At 62.5% G+C, this 19,216-nt stretch carries 22 protein-coding genes; 8 read left to right on the top strand and 14 right to left on the bottom strand.

Features of this window, described 5'->3' with window-relative positions; translation table 11 throughout:
• Positions 1-68: 68 nt before the first annotated feature.
• From ABIB57_RS08120 to hemE, 8 genes are all read right to left on the bottom strand, one after another.
• Positions 69-938 carry a ParB/RepB/Spo0J family partition protein gene (locus tag ABIB57_RS08120; RefSeq protein ID WP_354039844.1) on the bottom strand — a complete coding sequence of 290 codons (870 nt, stop codon included), beginning with the start codon at positions 936-938 and terminating at the stop codon, positions 69-71.
• Positions 939-950: 12 nt separating this feature from the next.
• Positions 951-1,751: a ParA family protein gene (locus ABIB57_RS08115; RefSeq protein WP_354039842.1), complete on the bottom strand. Its 801-nt coding sequence runs from the start codon at positions 1,749-1,751 to the stop codon at positions 951-953.
• A 26-nt stretch (positions 1,752-1,777) separates the two neighbouring features.
• On the bottom strand, positions 1,778-2,425 hold the full coding sequence (gene rsmG, locus ABIB57_RS08110; RefSeq protein WP_354039840.1) for a 16S rRNA (guanine(527)-N(7))-methyltransferase RsmG: 648 nt from the start codon (positions 2,423-2,425) through the stop codon (positions 1,778-1,780).
• A complete protein-coding gene (mnmG, locus tag ABIB57_RS08105) occupies positions 2,425-4,287 on the bottom strand; it encodes a tRNA uridine-5-carboxymethylaminomethyl(34) synthesis enzyme MnmG (RefSeq protein ID WP_354039838.1) in 1,863 nt (620 codons plus the stop codon). Before mnmG ends, rsmG begins: the two co-directional genes overlap by 1 nt.
• Positions 4,288-4,370: 83 nt before the next feature.
• Positions 4,371-5,669 (bottom strand): tRNA uridine-5-carboxymethylaminomethyl(34) synthesis GTPase MnmE, encoded by a 1,299-nt coding sequence (mnmE, locus tag ABIB57_RS08100; RefSeq protein ID WP_354039836.1) that lies wholly within the window; start codon positions 5,667-5,669, stop codon positions 4,371-4,373.
• 6 nt (positions 5,670-5,675) lie between these two features.
• Complete coding sequence (gene rho, locus ABIB57_RS08095; RefSeq protein ID WP_299726183.1) at positions 5,676-6,941, bottom strand: transcription termination factor Rho; 1,266 nt, start codon at positions 6,939-6,941, stop codon at positions 5,676-5,678.
• Between the two features lie 255 nt (positions 6,942-7,196).
• Entirely contained in the window at positions 7,197-7,622 is a 426-nt protein-coding gene (gene hemJ, locus ABIB57_RS08090; protein WP_354039834.1) for a protoporphyrinogen oxidase HemJ, read from the bottom strand.
• Positions 7,619-8,659, bottom strand: a complete 1,041-nt coding sequence (hemE, locus tag ABIB57_RS08085; RefSeq protein WP_354039832.1) for a uroporphyrinogen decarboxylase — start codon at positions 8,657-8,659, stop codon at positions 7,619-7,621. Before hemE ends, hemJ begins: the two co-directional genes overlap by 4 nt.
• Before the next feature lie 441 nt (positions 8,660-9,100).
• On the opposite strand from hemE, the gene ABIB57_RS08080 reads away from it, so the two are divergent.
• Genes ABIB57_RS08080 through dnaQ form a run of 4 tightly spaced genes read left to right on the top strand, consistent with a single transcriptional unit; the run spans position 9,101 to position 11,849 of the window.
• Positions 9,101-9,706 (top strand): Maf family protein, encoded by a 606-nt coding sequence (locus ABIB57_RS08080; RefSeq protein ID WP_354039830.1) that lies wholly within the window; start codon positions 9,101-9,103, stop codon positions 9,704-9,706.
• Entirely contained in the window at positions 9,703-10,533 is an 831-nt protein-coding gene (locus ABIB57_RS08075; protein ID WP_354039828.1) for a shikimate dehydrogenase, read from the top strand. Before ABIB57_RS08080 ends, ABIB57_RS08075 begins: the two co-directional genes overlap by 4 nt.
• A gap of 2 nt (positions 10,534-10,535) precedes the next feature.
• Positions 10,536-11,132, top strand: coding sequence for a dephospho-CoA kinase (gene coaE / locus ABIB57_RS08070; RefSeq protein WP_354039826.1), 597 nt, complete (start codon positions 10,536-10,538; stop codon positions 11,130-11,132).
• Between the two features lie 15 nt (positions 11,133-11,147).
• A complete protein-coding gene (dnaQ, locus tag ABIB57_RS08065; protein ID WP_354039824.1) occupies positions 11,148-11,849 on the top strand; it encodes a DNA polymerase III subunit epsilon in 702 nt (233 codons plus the stop codon).
• A 248-nt stretch (positions 11,850-12,097) separates the two neighbouring features.
• On the opposite strand, the gene secB is transcribed toward dnaQ, so the two are convergent.
• Positions 12,098-12,616, bottom strand: coding sequence for a protein-export chaperone SecB (gene secB, locus ABIB57_RS08060; RefSeq protein ID WP_299726197.1), 519 nt, complete (start codon positions 12,614-12,616; stop codon positions 12,098-12,100).
• 81 nt (positions 12,617-12,697) lie between these two features.
• Positions 12,698-13,153, bottom strand: coding sequence for an FxsA family protein (locus ABIB57_RS08055; protein ID WP_354039822.1), 456 nt, complete (start codon positions 13,151-13,153; stop codon positions 12,698-12,700).
• Between the two features lie 177 nt (positions 13,154-13,330).
• Between ABIB57_RS08055 and ABIB57_RS08050 the strand changes: the two genes are divergently transcribed.
• From ABIB57_RS08050 to ABIB57_RS08040, 3 genes are read left to right on the top strand one after another with little or no spacing between them, the layout of a single operon-like run.
• Positions 13,331-14,056, top strand: coding sequence for a Tim44/TimA family putative adaptor protein (locus ABIB57_RS08050; RefSeq protein ID WP_354039820.1), 726 nt, complete (start codon positions 13,331-13,333; stop codon positions 14,054-14,056).
• A 28-nt stretch (positions 14,057-14,084) separates the two neighbouring features.
• Positions 14,085-14,672 carry a Smr/MutS family protein gene (locus ABIB57_RS08045; protein WP_354039818.1) on the top strand — a complete coding sequence of 196 codons (588 nt, stop codon included), beginning with the start codon at positions 14,085-14,087 and terminating at the stop codon, positions 14,670-14,672.
• A complete protein-coding gene (locus ABIB57_RS08040) occupies positions 14,669-15,040 on the top strand; it encodes a helix-turn-helix domain-containing protein (protein ID WP_354039816.1) in 372 nt (123 codons plus the stop codon). Before ABIB57_RS08045 ends, ABIB57_RS08040 begins: the two co-directional genes overlap by 4 nt.
• Positions 15,041-15,446: 406 nt before the next feature.
• Here the strand turns inward: ABIB57_RS08040 and hslU are convergent, their stop codons facing one another.
• The 4 genes from hslU to ABIB57_RS08020 all read right to left on the bottom strand — a co-directional run bounded on the left by hslU (position 15,447) and on the right by ABIB57_RS08020 (position 18,384).
• Complete coding sequence (gene hslU, locus ABIB57_RS08035) at positions 15,447-16,751, bottom strand: ATP-dependent protease ATPase subunit HslU (RefSeq protein WP_354039815.1); 1,305 nt, start codon at positions 16,749-16,751, stop codon at positions 15,447-15,449.
• Positions 16,744-17,265 carry a GNAT family N-acetyltransferase gene (locus ABIB57_RS08030; RefSeq protein WP_354039814.1) on the bottom strand — a complete coding sequence of 174 codons (522 nt, stop codon included), beginning with the start codon at positions 17,263-17,265 and terminating at the stop codon, positions 16,744-16,746. Before ABIB57_RS08030 ends, hslU begins: the two co-directional genes overlap by 8 nt.
• A gap of 2 nt (positions 17,266-17,267) precedes the next feature.
• Positions 17,268-17,825: an ATP-dependent protease subunit HslV gene (hslV, locus tag ABIB57_RS08025; RefSeq protein WP_354039812.1), complete on the bottom strand. Its 558-nt coding sequence runs from the start codon at positions 17,823-17,825 to the stop codon at positions 17,268-17,270.
• 67 nt (positions 17,826-17,892) lie between these two features.
• Positions 17,893-18,384, bottom strand: a complete 492-nt coding sequence (locus ABIB57_RS08020) for a hypothetical protein (RefSeq protein ID WP_354039811.1) — start codon at positions 18,382-18,384, stop codon at positions 17,893-17,895.
• Between the two features lie 129 nt (positions 18,385-18,513).
• Between ABIB57_RS08020 and hisB the strand changes: the two genes are divergently transcribed.
• Positions 18,514-19,101 carry an imidazoleglycerol-phosphate dehydratase HisB gene (gene hisB, locus ABIB57_RS08015; protein WP_354039809.1) on the top strand — a complete coding sequence of 196 codons (588 nt, stop codon included), beginning with the start codon at positions 18,514-18,516 and terminating at the stop codon, positions 19,099-19,101.
• Positions 19,102-19,216 lie beyond the last annotated feature (115 nt).

The raw sequence follows: 19,216 nt of genomic DNA, 5'->3' as shown, positions 1-19,216 counted from the left end.
ACGGCGTCATTGCCGCGAGCGGAAAACCACTCTGTCGCCGAGTTTGGCGCGTTTCACGTGAAACGCAGTCAGTTCGTGCCGGTCAGCCTGAGACAAATACCGTCCAACTGTTCCAGCGTCTTGTAGCGAATCTCCAGCTTGCCCCCGCGCTCGCCATGCGCCAGCGAGACCGACAGGCCCAAAGCGTCCGACAGCCGACGTTCCAGCGCTACAGTGTCGGCGTCGCGATCGTCCTTGTTCGGCTTTGCTCGCGCCGGCACGTCCCGCTGCTGGCTCAACGCCTCCGCGTCACGTACGGAAAGCCCGCCACGCACGATCTGCTGTGCCAGCGCCGCCGGATCGTCCGCCGTAATCAGCGTCCGCGCATGTCCGGCCGTAAGCGTGCCGCTCGCCACCATTTCGCGCACGTCCTCGGGCAGCCGCAGCAGCCGCAGCGTGTTGGCGACATGCGAGCGGCTTTTGCCGATTACCTGAGCCAAATCCTGCTGAGTATATTCGAACTGCTCGATCAACTGCCCGTAACCCATTGCTTCTTCAAGCGGATTTAAATCGGCACGTTGTACGTTCTCGATTATGGCAAGCTCGAGCGCTTCCTTATCGCCGACGTCCCGCACGATGACCGGCACATCATGCAGGCCTGCGCGCTGCGCGGCCCGCCAGCGCCGTTCGCCCGCAATAATCTCGAAAATATTGGGATCCTCGCTCGGCCGCACCAACAGCGGCTGCATGATGCCCTTCTCGCGAATCGAATTGGTCAGCTCTTCCAGCTGGTCCGCATTGAACGTCCGCCGCGGATTGGCACGGTTGGCGATGATGAAGTCTACCGGGAGGCGTTTCACGCCCCCCTGGCCCTCGGTGACGCGACCACCTTCCATCGCCGCCATATCGCCAATCAGAGCGGCGAGGCCGCGGCCCAAACGTGTCGGTTTTTCGTTCATGCTCGCTTGTCCTTATGCCGCGTTCAACTGCCGCTCGCGGCGGATCACTTCGGTCGCCAACCGCAGATAGGCCTGGCTACCGGCACTTTTCAAGTCATAGAGCAGCGCCGGCTTGCCATAAGACGGTGCCTCCGCTAGCCGCACATTGCGCGGAATGACCGTCTCGTAAACCAGATCGCCCATTTCGCTGCGCACATCCTGCAGCACCTGTTCGCTAAGACTGTTGCGCTTGTCGAACATGGTCATCACTACGCCCTGGATCGACAGTTTCGGATTCAGGGTGGATCGAATTTGTTCGATCGTTTGAAGCAGTTGGCTCAAACCTTCCAGCGCAAAAAACTCGCATTGCAACGGCACCAGAACCGCATCGGCCGCCACCAGAGAATTTACGGTCAACAGGTTCAGCGACGGCGGACAGTCGATCAGCACGTAGCTCACCGGCTTTCCGGTAATCGTGAGTTCGTGCAGGCCCTTGAAAGCATTGCGCAACTTGAAGGCGCGGTCGCCCTGCCCCGCAATGGTCAGCTCCACGCCGAGCAGATCCATGGTGGAGGGCACGATCGCCACATGCGGCACGCTGGTCATGATCGCAGCCTGCGCCACGGTGGCTTCGCCGACCATCAGGTCATAGGCGGAAACTTCGCGGTCGGTGCGCGAGATTCCCAGACCCGTAGAGGCGTTGCCCTGCGGATCGAGGTCGACAATCAACACCCGCTCGCCCACGGCAGCGAGGGCCGTCGCAAGATTGATCGCGGTCGTGGTTTTGCCCACGCCGCCCTTCTGGTTCGCCAAAGTCAAAATACGAGGCGCCAAGGTACTCTCCAGGAGATTGCCGCTAACTACCTGTTTTTCAAGCTTAAATTAGAAAGCTCGAGCAAAACGCCGTTCGGATCGGTGTCGCTGGGAATTATTAACACGTCATGGTCCCAGACCAAACGCGATTCGGCCAACTCTTCGAGATGTTCACGACCTTTATGGAAAATCGCCCTGGTCTGGGCCCCAAACAGCGGCGCCGCCATGCCACAGAGCTCATTGAGCGACGCCAGAGCACGGGCCGAGACCACGTCGATCGGTCCTGTTTCACGTGAATTAAGTTCATTGCTGCGCCGCGACTCAACAGTCACCGCTAGGCCCAACTCACGCGCCACAGTCCGCAAAAAGCTGACCTTGCGGCCGTTAGGCTCCACCAGAACGAACCGGATCGGAGTATCTTTCAGCGCAATTGCCAGCGGCAGCGCCGGAAACCCACCACCGCTGCCGAGATCCACCACGACGCGATCAGCGGGTCGCAGCAGCTTGAGTACCTGCAGGCTGTCGGCAAAATGCCGGCTCCAGACGGCATCCAATGTTTCACGTGAAACAAGATTCTGAACCTTCTGCCACTTCCGCAGCAGTTGAGCATAGGATTCCAGATCGTCAGATACATCCGCGATGGGACGCGATAAGTACTCGCCATATGGCGCAATTGCCGGTTGATGCAGATCCATCAACTCGCCTTGCGTAACGAGCCGCGTCGAATAATCGACAACATCAGGGTGATCGCGGCCGGGGTCATGCCATCGATGGCCTGAGCTTGGGCGATAGTCTGCGGCCGCTGCGCGGTCAGCTTCTGCTGCAGTTCCGAGGACAGTCCGGGAATTGCCGCATAATCCAATTGTTCAGGGATCACACGCTGCTCGTCGCGCCGCACCGCCTCGATGTCTGAGCGCTGCCGATCCAGATAAACCGCATACTGCGCGTCAACGACCAACTGATCCATGATCTCAGGACGAATAGTCGCCACCTCGGGCCATAGCCGCGCGACATCGGTCGGCATGACATTTGGATAAGAGAGCAGTTCAAAGGCGCTACGGGCCTTGCCGTCCTCATTGACGTCAATGCCAACCTTGCGCGCGGCATTTGGCGTCGCAGAGAGCGACCGCAGCATGTGCCGCCCCCCATCCAGCGCCGCGGATTTATCGACGTAATGCGCCGCCCGCTCGTCACCGACCAGGCCGGTGGCAAGCCCCAAGGTCGTCAGGCGCTGATCGGCGTTATCGGCGCGCAGGTGCAGCCGAAACTCGGCGCGCGACGTGAACATGCGATAGGGCTCGCTGACTCCGCGCGTCACCAGGTCATCTACCATCACGCCAAGATAGCTTTCCGTGCGCGACAGGGTCAGTGCCTCACGCCCCGCTGCCGCCAGCGCCGCATTGGCGCCAGCCAGCAATCCTTGGGCGCCGGCCTCCTCATAGCCCGTGGTGCCGTTGATCTGACCCGCCAGATAAAGCCCAGGCTGGCGCTTGACCTCGAGGGTCAGCTTCAGCTCGCGCGGATCGACGTGATCATACTCGATAGCGTAGCCGGGCCGGATGATGCTGACGTTTTCCAGCCCCGGCATCGAGCGCAGGAATTGCTCCTGCACCTCAGCCGGCAGCGAGGTCGACAACCCATTCGGATACACCGTTGGATCATCAAGCCCCTCAGGCTCCAAAAAAATCTGGTGGCTATCCCGATCGGCGAAGCGGACGATCTTGTCTTCAATCGAGGGGCAATAGCGCGGCCCGCGACTTTGGATTCGCCCTGAATACATTGCCGAACGATGGATATTGTCGGCAATGATCTTGTGCGTTTCCGCCGTCGTGCGGGTAATATGACAGTCCACCTGCGGATTAGTGATGGACTCGGTAAGCGATGAAAACGGCTCCGGCGGCGTATCGCCCGGCTGGCTCTCCAACACCGTATAATCGATAGTCCGGCCATCCAGCCGCGCGGGCGTACCGGTTTTGAGCCGGCCGAGTTGCAAACCAAGGTTTTCCAACCGCGTGGATAGACCCAGCACCGGCTTTTCGCCCAGGCGTCCCGCCGGCGTGGTTTCTTCGCCGCGGTGAATCAGGCCGCGCAGAAACGTCCCAGTGGTCAGCACAACTGCCTTGGTGCCGATCCGGCGACCGTCCAGCAGCACGACGCCGGATACAACGCCACCGGTGACCTCAATATCGTCGACTTCGCCCTCGATAACATCGAGATTGGGTTGCGCGGTTATCGCCGCCTGCATCGCCTGCCGGTAAAGTTTGCGATCGGCCTGCGCACGTGGCCCGCGCACAGCGGGGCCTTTGCGCCGGTTGAGCACGCGAAACTGGATGCCGGCGGCGTCGGCGACGCGGCCCATCAAGCCGTCCAGGGCGTCGATCTCGCGCACCAGATGGCCCTTGCCCAGGCCACCGATAGCCGGGTTGCAGCTCATCTCACCAATGGTCGAAAATTTGTGGGTGACCAATGCCGTGGGCACCCCCAGCCGCGCCGAGGCCGCAGCGGCTTCGCAGCCGGCATGGCCTCCTCCAACAACGATGACGGCATAGTCGCTCATGATGCATGTCTCCGAGCGCGCTGCATAAGCCAATGTTTCACGTGAATCAATTCACGCCGGCGCGTAGCAGTGTTTCACGTGAATCATTTGCCGATGCAAAAACTGGAAAACAGCCGGTCCAGAACGCGCTCGGCGTCGATGCGACCGACCAGCCGTTCGAGCGCCTGGGACGCAATCCGCAGCGACTCGGCGGCCAACTCGGGCTCGCCCAACACGGTCATCACCGTCACAAGCGACTGTGCCGCTGCGGCCAACGCCGCACGATCGCGCTCACGGCTGACAAGCATAGGCTCCCCCTTCCCGGTGCGTTCAGTAGCGAACGCACTAAGGCGGCGCAACAACTCGTCCATGCCAGCGCCGGATGTGGCCGACACAGTCAGACCGTTATCCTGCAGCGTTACTCCAAGATCGCTCTTGGTCGCAACGCGCCATAGCGGCGTCTCTACGGGGACCTGCTGGACGGCGTCGGGCACATCGGGCGCCACCAGCCACAGAATCAAGTCGGCACGCTCGATTTCCGCCTGCGCCCGCCGAACACCTTCGGCCTCAGCCTTGCTCGCCGTCTCGCGCAGCCCCGCCAGGTCCAGAAAGATCACCAATTGCCCGCCGATATCGATGGGCACTTCGCGAACGTCCCGCGTCGTCCCCGCCTCGTCCGTCACAATGGCGATCTCGGACTTCGCCAAGGCATTGAGAAGACTGGATTTTCCGGCATTCGGGGCACCAGCCAGTGCAACGCGAAGGCCTTCGCGAAGGACCCGCCCGCGCTCGACGCTATCCAGTGCGCGAGCAATGTCCGTATGCAATGCCGCAACATCCTCGGCGAAACTTGTGGGCAGATCGCCAACATCGCCTTCGTCGGAAAAGTCCAGCCGCGCTTCGATTTCGGCTCGCAGATCAAGCAGTTGGTCGCGCCAGAGATCGATTTGCGCGGTGAGGCCACCCTCGAGACGGGCGACGGCCTGGCGACGCTGATTTTCGGTCTCGGCGTCGAGCAGGTCGCCCAGACCCTCAATCTCGACTAGGTCCAGCTTGCCGTTTTCAAACGCCCGGCGCGTGAACTCTCCAGCCTCGGCCAACCGTGCGCCCAGGCTGGTGCAGAGCCTCAGGATGGCCCGGACGCCTGCGGGTGAGCCATGCACCTGCAATTCGGCGCAATCCTGGCCGGTGAAGCTGTGCGGCGCGGGGAAGTAGGCGACAAGGCCACGATCCAGCACTGTATCGCTGCCAATCCGCCGCAACGCCAAACGGCGGGGTTTTGGAACCCCGCCGGCTATCGCGTTGAGAATATTGGAAACGTCGGGCCCAGAAAGCCGGATCACCGCCACGCCCGAAGGCACGGCGCCCGAAGACAGCGCGACGATGGTATCGCCGTCGCGCATTGGTTCTTAGGTATTCATCGAGTCGAAGAAATCGGAATTGGTCTTGGTCTGGCGGATCTTGTCCATCAGGAATTCCATCGCGTCAATGGTGCCCATGGGCGTCAGGATGCGGCGGAGAACATACATCTTCTTGAGGATGTCCGGCTCGACCAGCAGCTCTTCCTTGCGGGTGCCCGACTTGGTGATGTCGAGCGCCGGGAAGACGCGCTTGTCCGCAACCTTGCGATCAAGGATGATTTCCGAGTTACCGGTGCCCTTGAACTCTTCGAAGATAACTTCATCCATGCGCGAGCCGGTATCGATCAGCGCCGTCGAGATAATGGTCAGCGAACCGCCATCCTCGATATTGCGCGCCGCGCCGAAGAAGCGCTTCGGGCGCTGCAGGGCATTGGCGTCGACACCGCCGGTCAGCACCTTGCCGGACGATGGCACGACTGTGTTGTAGGCACGGCCGAGACGCGTGATCGAATCGAGCAGGATGACCACGTCGCGCTTGTGTTCAACCAGGCGCTTGGCCTTTTCGATAACCATCTCGGCGACCTGGACGTGGCGCGAAGCTGGCTCGTCGAAGGTCGAGGAGATGACCTCGCCCTTGACCGAGCGCTGCATGTCCGTGACTTCCTCGGGCCGCTCGTCGATCAGCAGCACGATGAGGTAGCATTCGGGATGATTGGTGGCGATCGACTGTGCAATATTCTGCAACAGTACGGTCTTACCGGTACGCGGCGGCGCAACAATCAAGGCGCGCTGGCCCTTGCCGAGCGGCGCCACCAGATCCAGGATTCGCGCCGAGCGATCCTTGAGGGTGGGGTCCGGCAACTCCATGCGAAGCCGTTCCTCGGGATAAAGTGGCGTCAGATTGTCGAAGTTGACCTTGTGGCGAACCGCCTCGGGATCTTCGAAATTGATGGTCGAAACCTTGAGCAGCGCGAAATAGCGTTCGCCTTCCTTGGGAGAGCGAATTTCGCCCTCAACCGTATCACCGGTGCGCAGGCCGAACCGGCGGATCTGCGATGGGCTGACATAAATGTCGTCGGGGCCCGGAAGATAATTGGCATCGGGAGAGCGCAGGAAGCCGAACCCATCGGGCAGAACTTCGACGACGCCTTCGCCAGTGATATCGATATCCTTGGCGGCGAGTTCCTTGAGGATGGCAAACATCAATTCCTGTTTGCGCATGGTCGAAGCGTTTTCGACCTCGTGTTCTTCGGCGAACACCAGCAGCTCTGCCGGGGACTTGGCCTTGAGCTCACTGAGCTTCATATTCTGCATGTGGTGGATGACCCTTTAGGGAAATCGGAGATGTATCGGAAATTTTGGGAGGGGTAGGCACCACAACAGCGGCCGGGGAGGCCGAGACGATATTGATGCGTTGTCCAGCATGTAGCGTGATCCGGCGTCACTTTCAAGATTGAAACAACACCGCAGCACGGATTCACGTGAAACGCCGGAGACGGGCTTCGCCCCCGGAGTGGCATGGATCAAATAAAGGGTGCGGCCGATTGAGCCGCCTCCCCTGCGGCCAACTCAGAACGGCTTCACGATGACCATGATGACGATGATGATCATCGCCACGGTCGGAACCTCGTTGATCATACGGAAAAACTTGGCCGGCCGCGCGTTGCTATCGCTTGCAAATTCCTTGTAGCAGCGCGCCAGAAAGCCGTGAAAGCCGGCCAGCACCAGCACGAACACGGCCTTGACCCAAGGCCAGCCCTGCCCCCAGTCGACCACGCCCGAACTGACCAGCCCGATGCCGAACAGGAAGGTGGCGATCATCGCCGGGGTCATGATGCCGCGCAGCAGCCGCCGCTCCATCACCTTGAAGGTTTCGGACTGTATCGAGCCCTTTTCGGCACTCGCATGATAGACGAACAGCCGCGGCAGATAGAGCATGCCCGCCATCCAGGCGATCACCGAAATGACATGCAGCGCCTTGATCCATTCGATCATGACGATTTCCCCTTCACCAGGTCGACCAGTCTTGCCACGTGCTCGATCGGGGTTTCCGGCACGATGCCGTGGCCCAGATTGAAGATATGCGGCCGATCGGCAAAAGCCGCAATGATCTCGCGGGCGCGACTTTCCATCTGCGCGCCGCCGGCGACCAGCCGCAACGGATCGAGATTCCCCTGCACCGTCAAGCCGGCCGGCACATGCTCGGACGCAAACTTCAGCGGAGTGGCATAATCGAGGCCCACCGCATTGACCCCGGTCGCCTTCACATAAGCCGCGATATTGCCCGCCGCACCGCGCGGAAAACCAATGATTGGGGCATTGGGCACGCGAGCCCGCACGCCTTCGACAATCCGCCGATTGGGCCCAATGACATGGCTGGCAAAGGCCACTTCGTCGAGGTTGAGCGCCCAGCTCTCGAACAATTGCACCACATCGGCGCCCGCTTCGAACTGCGCCGCAAGGTAATCAATGCTCGCCGCCACCAGAATATCGATCAGCGTGGCAAACGCCTCCGGATGGCGCAGGGCGAACAGCCGTGCCGCCGCCTGGTCGGGCGAACCCTTGCCGCCGATCATGTAGGTCGCCACGGTCCAGGGCGACCCGCAGAAGCCGATCAGGGTCTTTTGAGGCTCCAGTGCAGCCCGCAGGCGTCGCAAGGTCTCCAGCACCGGCGCCAGATGCTCCAGCACGCGCTCGGGCCTTAATATCCCAAGCGTCTCTGCGGTGACCGCGTCTAGCACCGGGCCTTCGCCGACCTCGAAGCGAACCGACTGCCCCAGCGCATCGGGAATGACCAGAATATCGGAAAACAGGATCGCTGCATCCAGATCGAAGCGGCGCAGTGGCTGCAGGCTGACCTCAACCGCTAGGTCCGGCGTGTAGCACAGGTCCAAAAATCCCTTGGAGCGCGCGCGCACCTCCCGATACTCGGGCAGGTAACGTCCCGCCTGTCGCATGATCCAGATCGGAGGCCGCTCCTGTCGGTTTCCCAGCACGGTAGCGAGCAGCGGTTTATGGACCGAAGCGCTCACGCGCCCTTCCCTTCCAAAACCCTAAAGAAAAGTCTTAGACTTAGTATTTGTATTATCATGGCGGTGTTTTGCATCAATTCATTGCCGTCCACAATCGCCCCTCCGGCGACAGATGGGCGCAGCGGTTTGGTTAACGGGGTGTGAACGCAGCATGTGTGAATGCCGGCCGGATATGGCCCGCCACAAGAGTTAACGCTTCGTTAATTCGGGACTCCCCGAAGTCCAGCGGAGTCTTGGCCTGTGTAAAAGCGCTTGGCGCCAGGATCGCGCCGTCGCGGAGTTTTCCCCACTCTTGTCCCCAGCCCGGTTTCGCCGGGGGCCGAGTCCAAGTGTTAATGTTTTGATAACCAAGTCGAACAAGTCGGGCCCAAGGCCAAAACCATGAGTCATTATCACAGGCGGGCCTTGAGCTGGGGATGACAGTGTGGAAAACCTAAGCGCATGTTGATCCTCGCCTCTGCCAGCGCCGCCCGAAAAACCCTGCTGACTCAAGCCGGTCTGGGGTTTTCCGCCTATCCCGCCGACATCGATGAACGCGCGCTGGAAAGCGCCGCCCACGAGGCTGGCGCCGACGGCCGCGACGTCGCCCTGCTGCTCGCCAAAGCCAAGGCGGCCAATGTCGCCAGGGCCCATCCCGGCGCCTTTGTGATCGGCGCCGATCAAACCCTGGCCCTCGGCACCGAGCTCTTGCACAAGCCGGTCAACCGCGCCGATGCGGCGCTGCAGCTCGATCGCCTCAAGGGCAAGACCCATCGCCTGCATGCCGCCGTCACCCTGGTGCAGGATGATCTGTTGCTGTGGTCCGATGTGCAAAGCGCCGAGCTGACCATGCGCGAGTTTTCCGACGACGACCGCGATGACGTGCTGGCCCGCGAGGGCGAAGGCATTCTGTCTTCGGTGGGTGGCTATCGCCTGGAAGGGCCCTCGATCCGCTTGTTCGAGGCGATCAGCGGCGATTACTTCACCATTCTTGGCCTGCCCCTACTGCCGCTGCTGGCCGCCTTGCGCGAATTTGCCCCCGAAGTGCTCAAGGACCAGACGGCGTGACCATTAAAGCCTTCGTCATCGGCCACCCGATCAATCACTCGCGCTCGCCGCTGATCCACGGCACCTGGCTGGCCGAACATGGCATCGAGGGCAGCTACGAGGCTATCGACGTGGCGCCGGCCGAGTTGCCGGCCTTTTTCGCGCGCCTGCGAAGCGGAGAGTTTGCTGGCGGCAATGTCACCATTCCCCACAAGGAAGCGGTTTTCGCGCTGTGCGACAGCGTCGATCCGCTCGCCAAAATCATCGGAGCGGTCAATACGCTGGTGGTCACCGACGGCACCGTCCACGGCACCAACACCGATTATCTGGGTTTTCTGGGTAATCTCGATGCCGGCGCGCCCGGCTGGTCGGATAGCCTCGACGCGGCGATCGTGTTGGGTGCCGGCGGCGCGGCCCGCGCCATTCTGGTGGCCCTGAGCAGCCGTGGCGTCAAACAGGTCCACATCCTCAACCGCACGCTCGCCAATGCGGCGCAACTGGCGGCGGACATCGAGGGTCCGTTCAGCGCCAACGGCTATGAAGCCTTCGCCGAACTGGCGCCAAAGGCGGGCCTTGTGGTCAATACCAGCTCGATCGGCATGCACGGCACGCGCTTCGATACTCTCGATCTGGCCTTGTTGCCGTCAAATGGCCTGGTCACCGATATCGTCTACATCCCCCAGGTCACGCCCCTGCTGGCCGACGCCAAGGCGCTTGGCCTGCGCACCGTCGACGGGCTGGGCATGTTGCTGCATCAGGCCGTGCCCGGTTTCGAGGCCTGGTTCGGCATTCGGCCCACGGTCACGCCTGACCTGCGCGCCCGCATCGAAGCCACATTGGGGCATTGAGCATGTGGCGCCTCGGTATCACCGGCTCGATCGCCACCGGAAAATCCACCGTGCTCGAGGCCTTTAGGGCTCTCGGTGTGCCCGTTTATTCGGCGGACACGGCCGTGGCCGAGCTTTATGCCGGTGGGGCCGTGGCACCCGTCGAGGCTCTGTTCCCCGGCGTTGCGGTCAACGGCGTTATCGACAAGGCCCTGTTGTCACAGCGGCTGGCTGCCGACCCATCTGGCTTCCAGCGCCTCGAAGCCGTGGTCCATCCCCTCGTGCGCGCCCGCATTGCGCGTTTCCTGGATGACGCCCAAAAAACCGGCGCGGCGCTGGCCGTGGTCGAAGTCCCCCTGCTGTTCGAAAGCGGCTATGATTATGGCTTCGATGCCATCGGCGTCACCCATGTGGCCGAATCCATCCAGCGCGAGCGTGCCTTGGCGCGTCCCGGCATGACCGTGGAAAAGCTCGACACCATCCTTGCCCGCCAGCTCCCGCAGGCACAAAAGAGGACACGCGCCACCTATGCGTTCGATACCGGTGGCACAATGAAGCAGACCACCGACATGGTCAAAGCGCTGGTCGCCGCCATCCAGGCGCGCCAGGCGCAGCAGTAAACAGACGGAGACGCCGTGACCCGCCAGGTCGTGCTCGATACCGAAACCACCGGCCTGTCCCCCGCCACGGGGGACCGCCTGGTCGAAATCGGATGCGTCGAACTGGTCAATCACCTGCCGTCGGGCCGCACCTTTCACGTCTATCTCAATCCGCAGCGCTCGATGCCCGAAGAGGCGTTCCGGGTGCATGGCCTGTCCGACGACTTCCTCGCCGACAAACCACTATTCTCCGCCGCGGCCGCCGATTTCCGCGCCTTCATCGACGATGCCACGCTGATCATCCACAATGCCCCCTTCGATATGGGCTTCCTCAATGCCGAGCTGACCAATCTGGGCCAGCCCAAGCTGACCAATGAGGTCATCGATACGGTCATGCTGGCCCGCGAGCGCCATCCGGGCGCCCGTGTGAGCCTTGATGCCCTCTGCAAGCATTACGGCATCGATACCTCGCGCCGCACCCTGCATGGCGCCCTGCTCGATAGCGAAATCCTGGCCGAGGTCTATCTGGAGCTGATCGGTGGCCGCCAGGCGGGCCTGGCTCTGGTGGCGGAAAACCGCATTTCCGGCGCCGAGGGCATTGCCGCCATGGTCAGCGCGATTCGCCGCCCGGTGTCGCTGCCCTCGCGCGTGTCGGCCGAGGCGTTGGCCGCCCACGCCGCGCTCGTCGCCACGATGGGCGCCGACGCGTTGTGGAACGAATACGCCGAAGCGTCCTAGACTGCGAAGCGCCCCAAACCGCCTGAATTTCTCAGTTCACCCTATGCCCACCCAGCCACCGCCCTTCCCGCGGACTTGATCCGCGGGCCTCTACCCGCTTGTGCCGAGTTGAGAGAGCCCCGCGGATCAAGTCCGCGGGAAGGCAGTTGGTGGGGGTGTGATCGTAGTGAAACCCATCGCGATCATGCACCAAATAAAAATCCCGGAGCCAAGCCCCGGGATCTTTCGAACCTCAAAAAACCCAAAAATCAGTTCGGCTTGGTCGTATCCGCATCGGCCACCGCCGGCGCACCATTCTGCTTGGCGGCCAGGTTCGCCAGGTTCTGGCGATAGATGGTGGCGAAATCCACCGGCTCCATCATCAGCGGCGGGAAGCCGCCCTGCTGGGTGACGCTGGCCAGAACCTGCCGCGCGAACGGGAAGATCAGGCGCGGGCATTCGATCATCAGCAGCTGGCTGAGCTGCGCGTCCACGATATTGCGCAGGCGGAACACGCCGCCATAAACCAGCTCGACATTGAACAGCACGGTGGCTTCGCGATTGGCCTTGGCCGTCAGCGTCAGCTCCACTGCATACAGATCATCGGCCTGCTTCTTGACGCCGACGCTGATCGAGACGTTGAACGCCGGGGCGCCCGAGCCCAGCATGATCGAGGCCGGCGCGCCCGGATTTTCGAACGACAGGTCGCGGATATACTGGCCCACCAGGTTCATCATCGGAGCGGTGTTTGCCTGCGGCGCGGCAGCGCCCTGATTGTCGTCAGCCATTTTGGGGTTCCTCGACACCATTTATTGGCGGGCTGGCTAGCATCTTTGCGCCAGCCGGACAAGCAGGACCCGCTTATCCGCTTAACGCGGCCGATAGTCCTCGTCGTCGAGATCGATCACCCCCGGCCCCTTGATGCGGCCATCGTCGGGACTGGGCTGCGCGCGAAAGCCTGTGGTCTGTACCACGGTGAAATTGCCCGCCAGCGTCTTGTAGATCCACCGCCGGATCGGCGGCACCAGCATGGACAGCCCCACCACGTCACTCAAAAACCCCGGCAGGATCAGCAGCACCGCCGCCACCCCGATCAGCGCCGCATCCGCAATGGTCTGTCCCGGCAGCTTGCCGGCCGCGACATTGCCGCGCAGTTGCATCAGCACCGCGAGCCCCTGCTGGCGCAGCAGCGCCCCGCCCAACAGCGCCGCCCCGATCACCAAAGCCAGCGTGGGCCAGAGCCCGATGGTCTGCCCTACCTTGATGAACAGGGCAATTTCCACGATGGGCAGGGCCAACAGGCCAAGCAGGAAAAATCGAGCCAACCGGGTCATTCCTCTCTTGCCGAAACCGGGATCGAGCCTCAAAAGAGAACTCGCCCCATCGTGAACTGGTTTCGGGGTGAACTTTTCCTATATATATGTCAGTTTGGGCGCGCTGCGAGCGCTCGCGTCGCATCCGGATGCGATTTTGCCGACGTGTTTTGCAATAGGTGTTTGTCCATGGCCGAATTTCTCGATCTGCCTACCCTCATCGTTATCGGTCTTGCGATCGTCATCCTGTTCCGCCTGCGCTCGGTTCTGGGGACGCGCACCGGCAATGAGCGGCCTCCGGTCGAGCGTCGCGTCAAGTCCGATGCCAAAACCGTCAAGCCGACCACCGAGGACACCATCGTGCCGATCCGCCCGCGTGGTGCCGGCAATCCAGATCTCGACGAGGACCGCCGCGCCCGCAAGACCGAGGCCGAAATCGAACAATACTCCAAGGGCAATGCGGGCCTGGCCGAAGGCCTCAAGGCGGTGGTCGAGGCCGATCCGAGCTTTACCCCGAAGTCGTTCATTGATGGCGCCAAGCAGGCCTATGAGATGATCGTCACTGCCTTTGCCGCCGGCGATCGCAATACGCTCAAGAACTTGCTGGAAAAAGACGTGTTCGACGGCTTCCAGCGCGCCATCGCCGATCGCGAGGCTGCCGGCCAGAAGGTCGATTTCACCTTTGTGGGCCTGCCCAAGGTGGAATTCTCCGACGCCGAATTCGACAAGAAGAACGTCAACGTCACCATCCGCTTCCACGCCGAGGTGGTCTCGGCCACCCGCGACAAGGACGGCACGCTGGTCGATGGCAATGCCGATCAGGTGCAGACCATCGCCGATGAATGGACCTTTGCGCGTAACCCGAAGTCGCGCGATCCGAACTGGAAAGTGGTCACCACCAGCCAGCTCGACTGACCGGCGCGGCGGGCGGGTCTTTGCCTTCATGTCCAAGCGTGATCCCAAACGCCTGCCGCACGACTTCCATCTGTGGACGGCCGTCGCCGCCACAATCGATCCTCTGCGGCGAAAACGCCTGCTGAACATGGCGAGCGGCCCGCTCCCCCTGCCCGAGCCGGTGGCCGAAAAGCCGCCCGCTCCTCCCCCACCAGCCGAAAAGCCGCGCCGCCGCTTCCAGGTGCCGTCCTATCAGGCGCCGATGCCCCCGCACGGCAAAATCCCCGACCGCGCGCTCGAGCCCTCGATCAAGAAGAAGGTCGTGCGTGGCCGCATCGAGATCGACGGCACCATCGACCTGCACGGCCTGCGCCAGGATGAAGCCCGCGCCGCCCTCTATCGGTTCATCCAGACCCGCGCCGCGCGCGGCGACCGCACTATTCTGGTCATCACAGGCAAAGGCGTCAAAACCATCGACGATTACACCTTAGCGATGACCGAACGCGGCGTATTGCGCACCATGTTGCCGGTCTGGCTCAGCGAGCCCTCGCTGTCGCCCATGGTATCCGGCTGGACCATTGCCGCTCGCGGCCATGGTGGGGAGGGCGCCTGGTACGTGCGCCTGCGCCGGCCATGACGCCGCTGGGTGCAAAAATGCGCGCCTTGCGCGACGAGCGCGGCGTGTCGCTCAAGGAGATGGCGGCGGCGCTCAACGTGTCCAGCGCCTATCTGTCGGCCCTCGAACACGGCCGCCGGGGCAAGCCCACCGGCTTCCTGCTGCACCGCATCATCACCTATTTCAACGTCATCTGGGACGAAGCCGAGGAGCTGCAGCGCCTCGCCGAACTCTCCGATCCCAAGATCACCATCGATACCGGCGGCCTTGCCCCCGAAGCCACCGAGCTGACCAACCGCCTCGCCGCCTCCATCGGCAAGCTCGATACCGAAGACCTCATCGCCCTCCGCACCGAACTGCAGCGCCGCGCCAACAAACCGCGCCCGTAAAAGGCGGTCGGCAAAGCCCCGCGTCGTTCCATCCCCGATATCACCCCGCCCTTCCCGCGGACTTGATCCGCGGGCCTGCCTCCGCATTGCACATGCTGCGAATGATCCCCGGATCAAGTCCGGGGACAGAGCGGTGGTGGGGCATGGCAAGTACGCACAAAAAGCCGGGGATACGTACAAAAAGCCGCCGAGCGAACCCGGCGGCTTTTCTTTCGCGGCGCATCATCGCAGATGACGGCCGCCCCTGCCCAACCTCGTCAGTCAACCCCTCCCCCTTCAGGGGGAGGATCAAGGTGGGGGTTCTCGTGGTTGGGTAATGGAGCTTCCACCCCCACCCAACCTCCCCCTGAAGGGGGAGGAGCCGCGCGGAGCGAGGGACGGAATCGCGCCCCCGAACAGAGCCAGCCTACAGCACGAACTTGCTCAAATCCGTATCCGCCGCCAACACACCCACCTTCTCGGCCACAAACGCAGCGTCGATGCGGATGGTCTCGCCCTGCTTGTCGGGCGCGGTGAAGGAAATATCCTCCACCAGCCGCTCCATCACCGTCTGCAGCCGGCGCGCCCCGATATTCTCGACCGAGTTGTTGACCTTGACGGCCGCGTCGGCAATCGCCGCGATGGCGTCCTGGGTAATGTCCAGCGTCAGCCCTTCGGTGGCCATCAGCGCCACATACTGCTTGATCAGGCTGGCCTCGGTGTCGTTGAGAATGGCGATGAAGTCCTCGCGCGTGAGGGCTTTCAGCTCCACCCGGATCGGCAGGCGGCCCTGCAATTCCGGCAGCAGGTCGCTGGGCTTGCTGACATGGAACGCCCCCGAGGCGATGAACAGGATATGGTCGGTTTTCACCGGACCATACTTGGTCGACACCGTGGTGCCCTCGATCAGCGGCAACAGATCACGCTGTACGCCTTCGCGCGACGGACCACCCGACACGCCGCCATCGCGCGCCGCCACCTTGTCGATTTCGTCGATGAAGACGATGCCGTGGTTTTCCACCAGCTCGATGGCTTCGCTCTTGAGCTGGTCCTGGTCGAGCAGCTTGTCGCCTTCCTCGGCGATCAGCGGTTCATAGGCGTCCTTGACCTTGACCTTCCGCTTGGTGCCACGTCCGCCCATCTTGGCGAACATGTCCTGCAGGTTGATCATGCCGACCCCGCCCTGCATGCCGGGGATTTCAAACCCGCCGGCCCCGCCGCTGGGCGTCAGCTCGATCTCGATTTCCTTGTCATCCAGCTCGTTGCCCCGGAGTTTTTTCCGAAACGAATCTCGCGTCGACGGCAGCGCCGAAGTGCCCACCAGGGCGTCGAGCACCCGCTCTTCGGCATTGTGATGGGCCTGCGCCTGCACATCGGCGCGCTTCTTGTCGCGCAGCACTGCAATACCAGCCTCGACCAGATCGCGAATGATCTGTTCGACATCGCGGCCCACATAGCCCACTTCGGTGAATTTTGTGGCCTCCACCTTGATGAACGGCGCCTGCGCCAGCCGCGCCAGCCGGCGCGCAATCTCGGTCTTGCCGACGCCGGTCGGCCCGATCATCAGGATGTTCTTGGGCGTCACCTCGCGCCGCAATTCGGGGGTGAGCTGCTGCCGGCGCCACCGGTTGCGCAAAGCCACCGCCACGGCGCGCTTGGCGTCATGCTGGCCCACGATATGCCGGTCGAGTTCGCTCACGATCTCGCGCGGAGAAAAATTGGTCTCACTCATTTTCTGTCTTTCCTGGTGCCTCATCCAAAAAGCGCACCATCAGGTGTTCGTCGATATATCGACCGTTCACAAAGAGGGCCCGGGGTTCGGTCCTATAAATTTCAAAGCCGGCTTTCTGGTAGAGCCGAATGGCCGGCTGGTTATGCGCCCCAACCCCCAGATGCACCTGCAGCACGCGGCCCCGGGCATAGTGGAGCACGGCCGCGATCAGCGCTGGTGCCGCACCCGTGCCGCGCAGGCTCGGCTGCACATAGACCTGGTAGAGACCGCCGCGATGGCGCTCCCGCTCGCCCTCTCCCTGCCCAAACGCGGCCAGGCCACAGAGGCGCTGTTCGACGACGACGCCGAACAGGGTCATCTGTTCGAACATCGCCGCCAGTTCGGCATCGCTGCGTTTGGCCAGGCTATCGGGCGAGCTGCCATAGGCCTCGGGATGATTGACCAGCGCTTCATGGCGCACGGCCCGGTAGGCCGGCACATCGTCGGCGGTCAGCGTGCGGATTGCAAAATCCAAGATCAAAACTCGATGGTTTCAAGGGTGACGTTGGAATTGGTATAGACGCAGACCTGCTCGGCGATCTTCATTGCCCGGCGCGCGATCTCTTCGGCGTCGAGTTCGGTCGCGTCGGCGAGCGCCAGCGCCGCGCTCAGCGCGTAATTGCCGCCCGAACCGATTGCCGTCACGCCATAGTCCGGCGTCAGCACGTCGCCCGTGCCGGTCAGCACCAGCGTCTCCTTGGCATCGGCGACGATCATCATCGCCTCCAGCCGCCGCAGATAGCGATCGGTGCGCCAGTCCTTGGCCAGCTCGACCGAGGCGCGCATCAACTGATTGGGATATTGGATCAGTTTGGCTTCCAGCCGCTCGAACAGCGTGAACGCATCGGCCGTCGCGCCGGCAAACCCGCCGATCACGCTGCCATCGCCTAGCCGGCGAACTTTCTTGGCGCCGTGTTTCATTACGGTCTGGCCCATGGTCACCTGGCCGTCGCCGGCCACCACCACCTTATTGCCCTTGCGCACGGCGACAATCGTCGTCCCGTGCCAGCCGGGGAAATTATTGCTCTCACTCATTGGGAAGAAACTCCAGAACTGTTGAGTGATATTTAGGGTGGAGCATCAGGAATGCAATGTGGCCCTACTACATGGCCCCGGCGACGGCCTCGGCCAGATCCACGGCACTTTGCTTGGGCATGCCATAGGTCTCCACCGTCACGGTGTCGTCCTTGTTGAGGAAGGTGATGCTGTAGAACTGCTGGGGATTGGGCTCCGTAGTGACATCGATGATCTGTGCCGACTGCCATGGCCCCTCCAGCGTCGTGATATTGGCGGCGCCCACATTGGCGATACGGTCGGCTTCATGCTGCTCGAAATACTCCAGCGGCGTACCACCGGAGATGCCCTGGCTGGCCGCTGTGATGGAATGCAGCTTGACGATAAGGCCATCCCCCGCCTGCCACTTGCACAACGAAATACCGTCCTGGTCGACCCGCTCGACGATTTGCCCAGGCGCCCCCAGGCTCTGCTCCAAAGCGGCTTGCGGTGCCATCTCACAGGCGACGCGACTGGATTGGGCGGCGGCCGGCAGTGTCAGCGACAGGGCGGCAAGGGCGACGGCGGCAGGTAGGCGCATGGCGATCTCCGAAACGATGGGCGCCCAGATCGCCCGGCGAATGTGGCCATTGCCGGGCGTGGCGGCTCTAACCTGATCTTCACGCCTGCATGCCTATCTGCTAGTGAGCCCGAATTCCGGAGACCAGCCATGCGCACCGCCACCATTGCCCGTACGACCAACGAGACCCAGATTTCCGTCTCGCTCAATCTCGACGGCACCGGCACCCATTCCATGGCGACCGGCATCGGCTTTTTCGATCACATGCTCGACCAGCTCTCGCGCCACTCGCTGATCGACATGACCGTGGCCGCCAAGGGCGACCTGCATATCGATTTCCACCACACGGCAGAAGACGTTGGCATTGCCCTGGGCCAGGCCTTTCTCAAGGCGCTCGGCGACAAGAAGGGCATCCGCCGCTACGCCTCCTCCGACCTGCCGATGGATGGCACGCTCACCCGCGCCGCCGTGGACGTCTCCGGCCGGCCATTTTTGGTGTTCCGCGCCGCCTTTTCCGCCCCCAAGATCGGTGAGATGGATACCGAGCTGTTCCGCGAATTCTTCCAGGCTTTCGCCATGAATGCCGGCATCACGCTGCACCTCGAAAACTTCTACTTCGACAATAACCACCATCTGGCCGAGTCGATGTTCAAGGCCGTCGCTCGCGCCTTGCGCGACGCCGTCGAGATCGATCCCCGCCAGGCCGACCGCATCCCCTCCACCAAGGGCACGCTCTAAAGCTTGACCCACCCACCGTCCTTCCCGCGGACTTGATCCGCGGGCCATCACCCGCGAGAAGCGCCGGTGATGGCCTGCCTGTCAAAGCACAAGGCACCCGTGCGGCGGCCAACCC

This window comes from Devosia sp. UYZn731 (assembly GCF_040546795.1).
GTDB lineage: Bacteria > Pseudomonadota > Alphaproteobacteria > Rhizobiales > Devosiaceae > Devosia.
The sequence above is the reverse complement of the archived record's forward strand: the minus strand, read 5'-3'. Positions and strand labels throughout refer to the sequence as shown.

What these genes read in the sequence shown, in the direction of transcription:
- hslU (WP_354039815.1), bottom strand. Translation starts at nt 16,751, where the DNA reads ATGAGTGAGACCAATTTTTCTCCGCGCGAGATCGTGAGCGAACTCGAC.
- mnmG (WP_354039838.1), bottom strand. Translation starts at nt 4,287, where the DNA reads ATGAGCGACTATGCCGTCATCGTTGTTGGAGGAGGCCATGCCGGCTGC.
- ABIB57_RS08020 (WP_354039811.1), bottom strand. Translation starts at nt 18,384, where the DNA reads ATGCGCCTACCTGCCGCCGTCGCCCTTGCCGCCCTGTCGCTGACACTG.
- ABIB57_RS08080 (WP_354039830.1), top strand. Translation starts at nt 9,101, where the DNA reads ATGTTGATCCTCGCCTCTGCCAGCGCCGCCCGAAAAACCCTGCTGACT.
- ABIB57_RS08050 (WP_354039820.1), top strand. Translation starts at nt 13,331, where the DNA reads ATGGCCGAATTTCTCGATCTGCCTACCCTCATCGTTATCGGTCTTGCG.
- ABIB57_RS08120 (WP_354039844.1), bottom strand. Translation starts at nt 938, where the DNA reads ATGAACGAAAAACCGACACGTTTGGGCCGCGGCCTCGCCGCTCTGATT.
- ABIB57_RS08040 (WP_354039816.1), top strand. Translation starts at nt 14,669, where the DNA reads ATGACGCCGCTGGGTGCAAAAATGCGCGCCTTGCGCGACGAGCGCGGC.
- rho (WP_299726183.1), bottom strand. Translation starts at nt 6,941, where the DNA reads ATGCAGAATATGAAGCTCAGTGAGCTCAAGGCCAAGTCCCCGGCAGAG.
- mnmE (WP_354039836.1), bottom strand. Translation starts at nt 5,669, where the DNA reads ATGCGCGACGGCGATACCATCGTCGCGCTGTCTTCGGGCGCCGTGCCT.
- ABIB57_RS08045 (WP_354039818.1), top strand. Translation starts at nt 14,085, where the DNA reads ATGTCCAAGCGTGATCCCAAACGCCTGCCGCACGACTTCCATCTGTGG.
- hemJ (WP_354039834.1), bottom strand. Translation starts at nt 7,622, where the DNA reads ATGATCGAATGGATCAAGGCGCTGCATGTCATTTCGGTGATCGCCTGG.
- secB (WP_299726197.1), bottom strand. Translation starts at nt 12,616, where the DNA reads ATGGCTGACGACAATCAGGGCGCTGCCGCGCCGCAGGCAAACACCGCT.
- rsmG (WP_354039840.1), bottom strand. Translation starts at nt 2,425, where the DNA reads ATGGATCTGCATCAACCGGCAATTGCGCCATATGGCGAGTACTTATCG.
- hisB (WP_354039809.1), top strand. Translation starts at nt 18,514, where the DNA reads ATGCGCACCGCCACCATTGCCCGTACGACCAACGAGACCCAGATTTCC.
- hslV (WP_354039812.1), bottom strand. Translation starts at nt 17,825, where the DNA reads ATGAGTGAGAGCAATAATTTCCCCGGCTGGCACGGGACGACGATTGTC.
- coaE (WP_354039826.1), top strand. Translation starts at nt 10,536, where the DNA reads ATGTGGCGCCTCGGTATCACCGGCTCGATCGCCACCGGAAAATCCACC.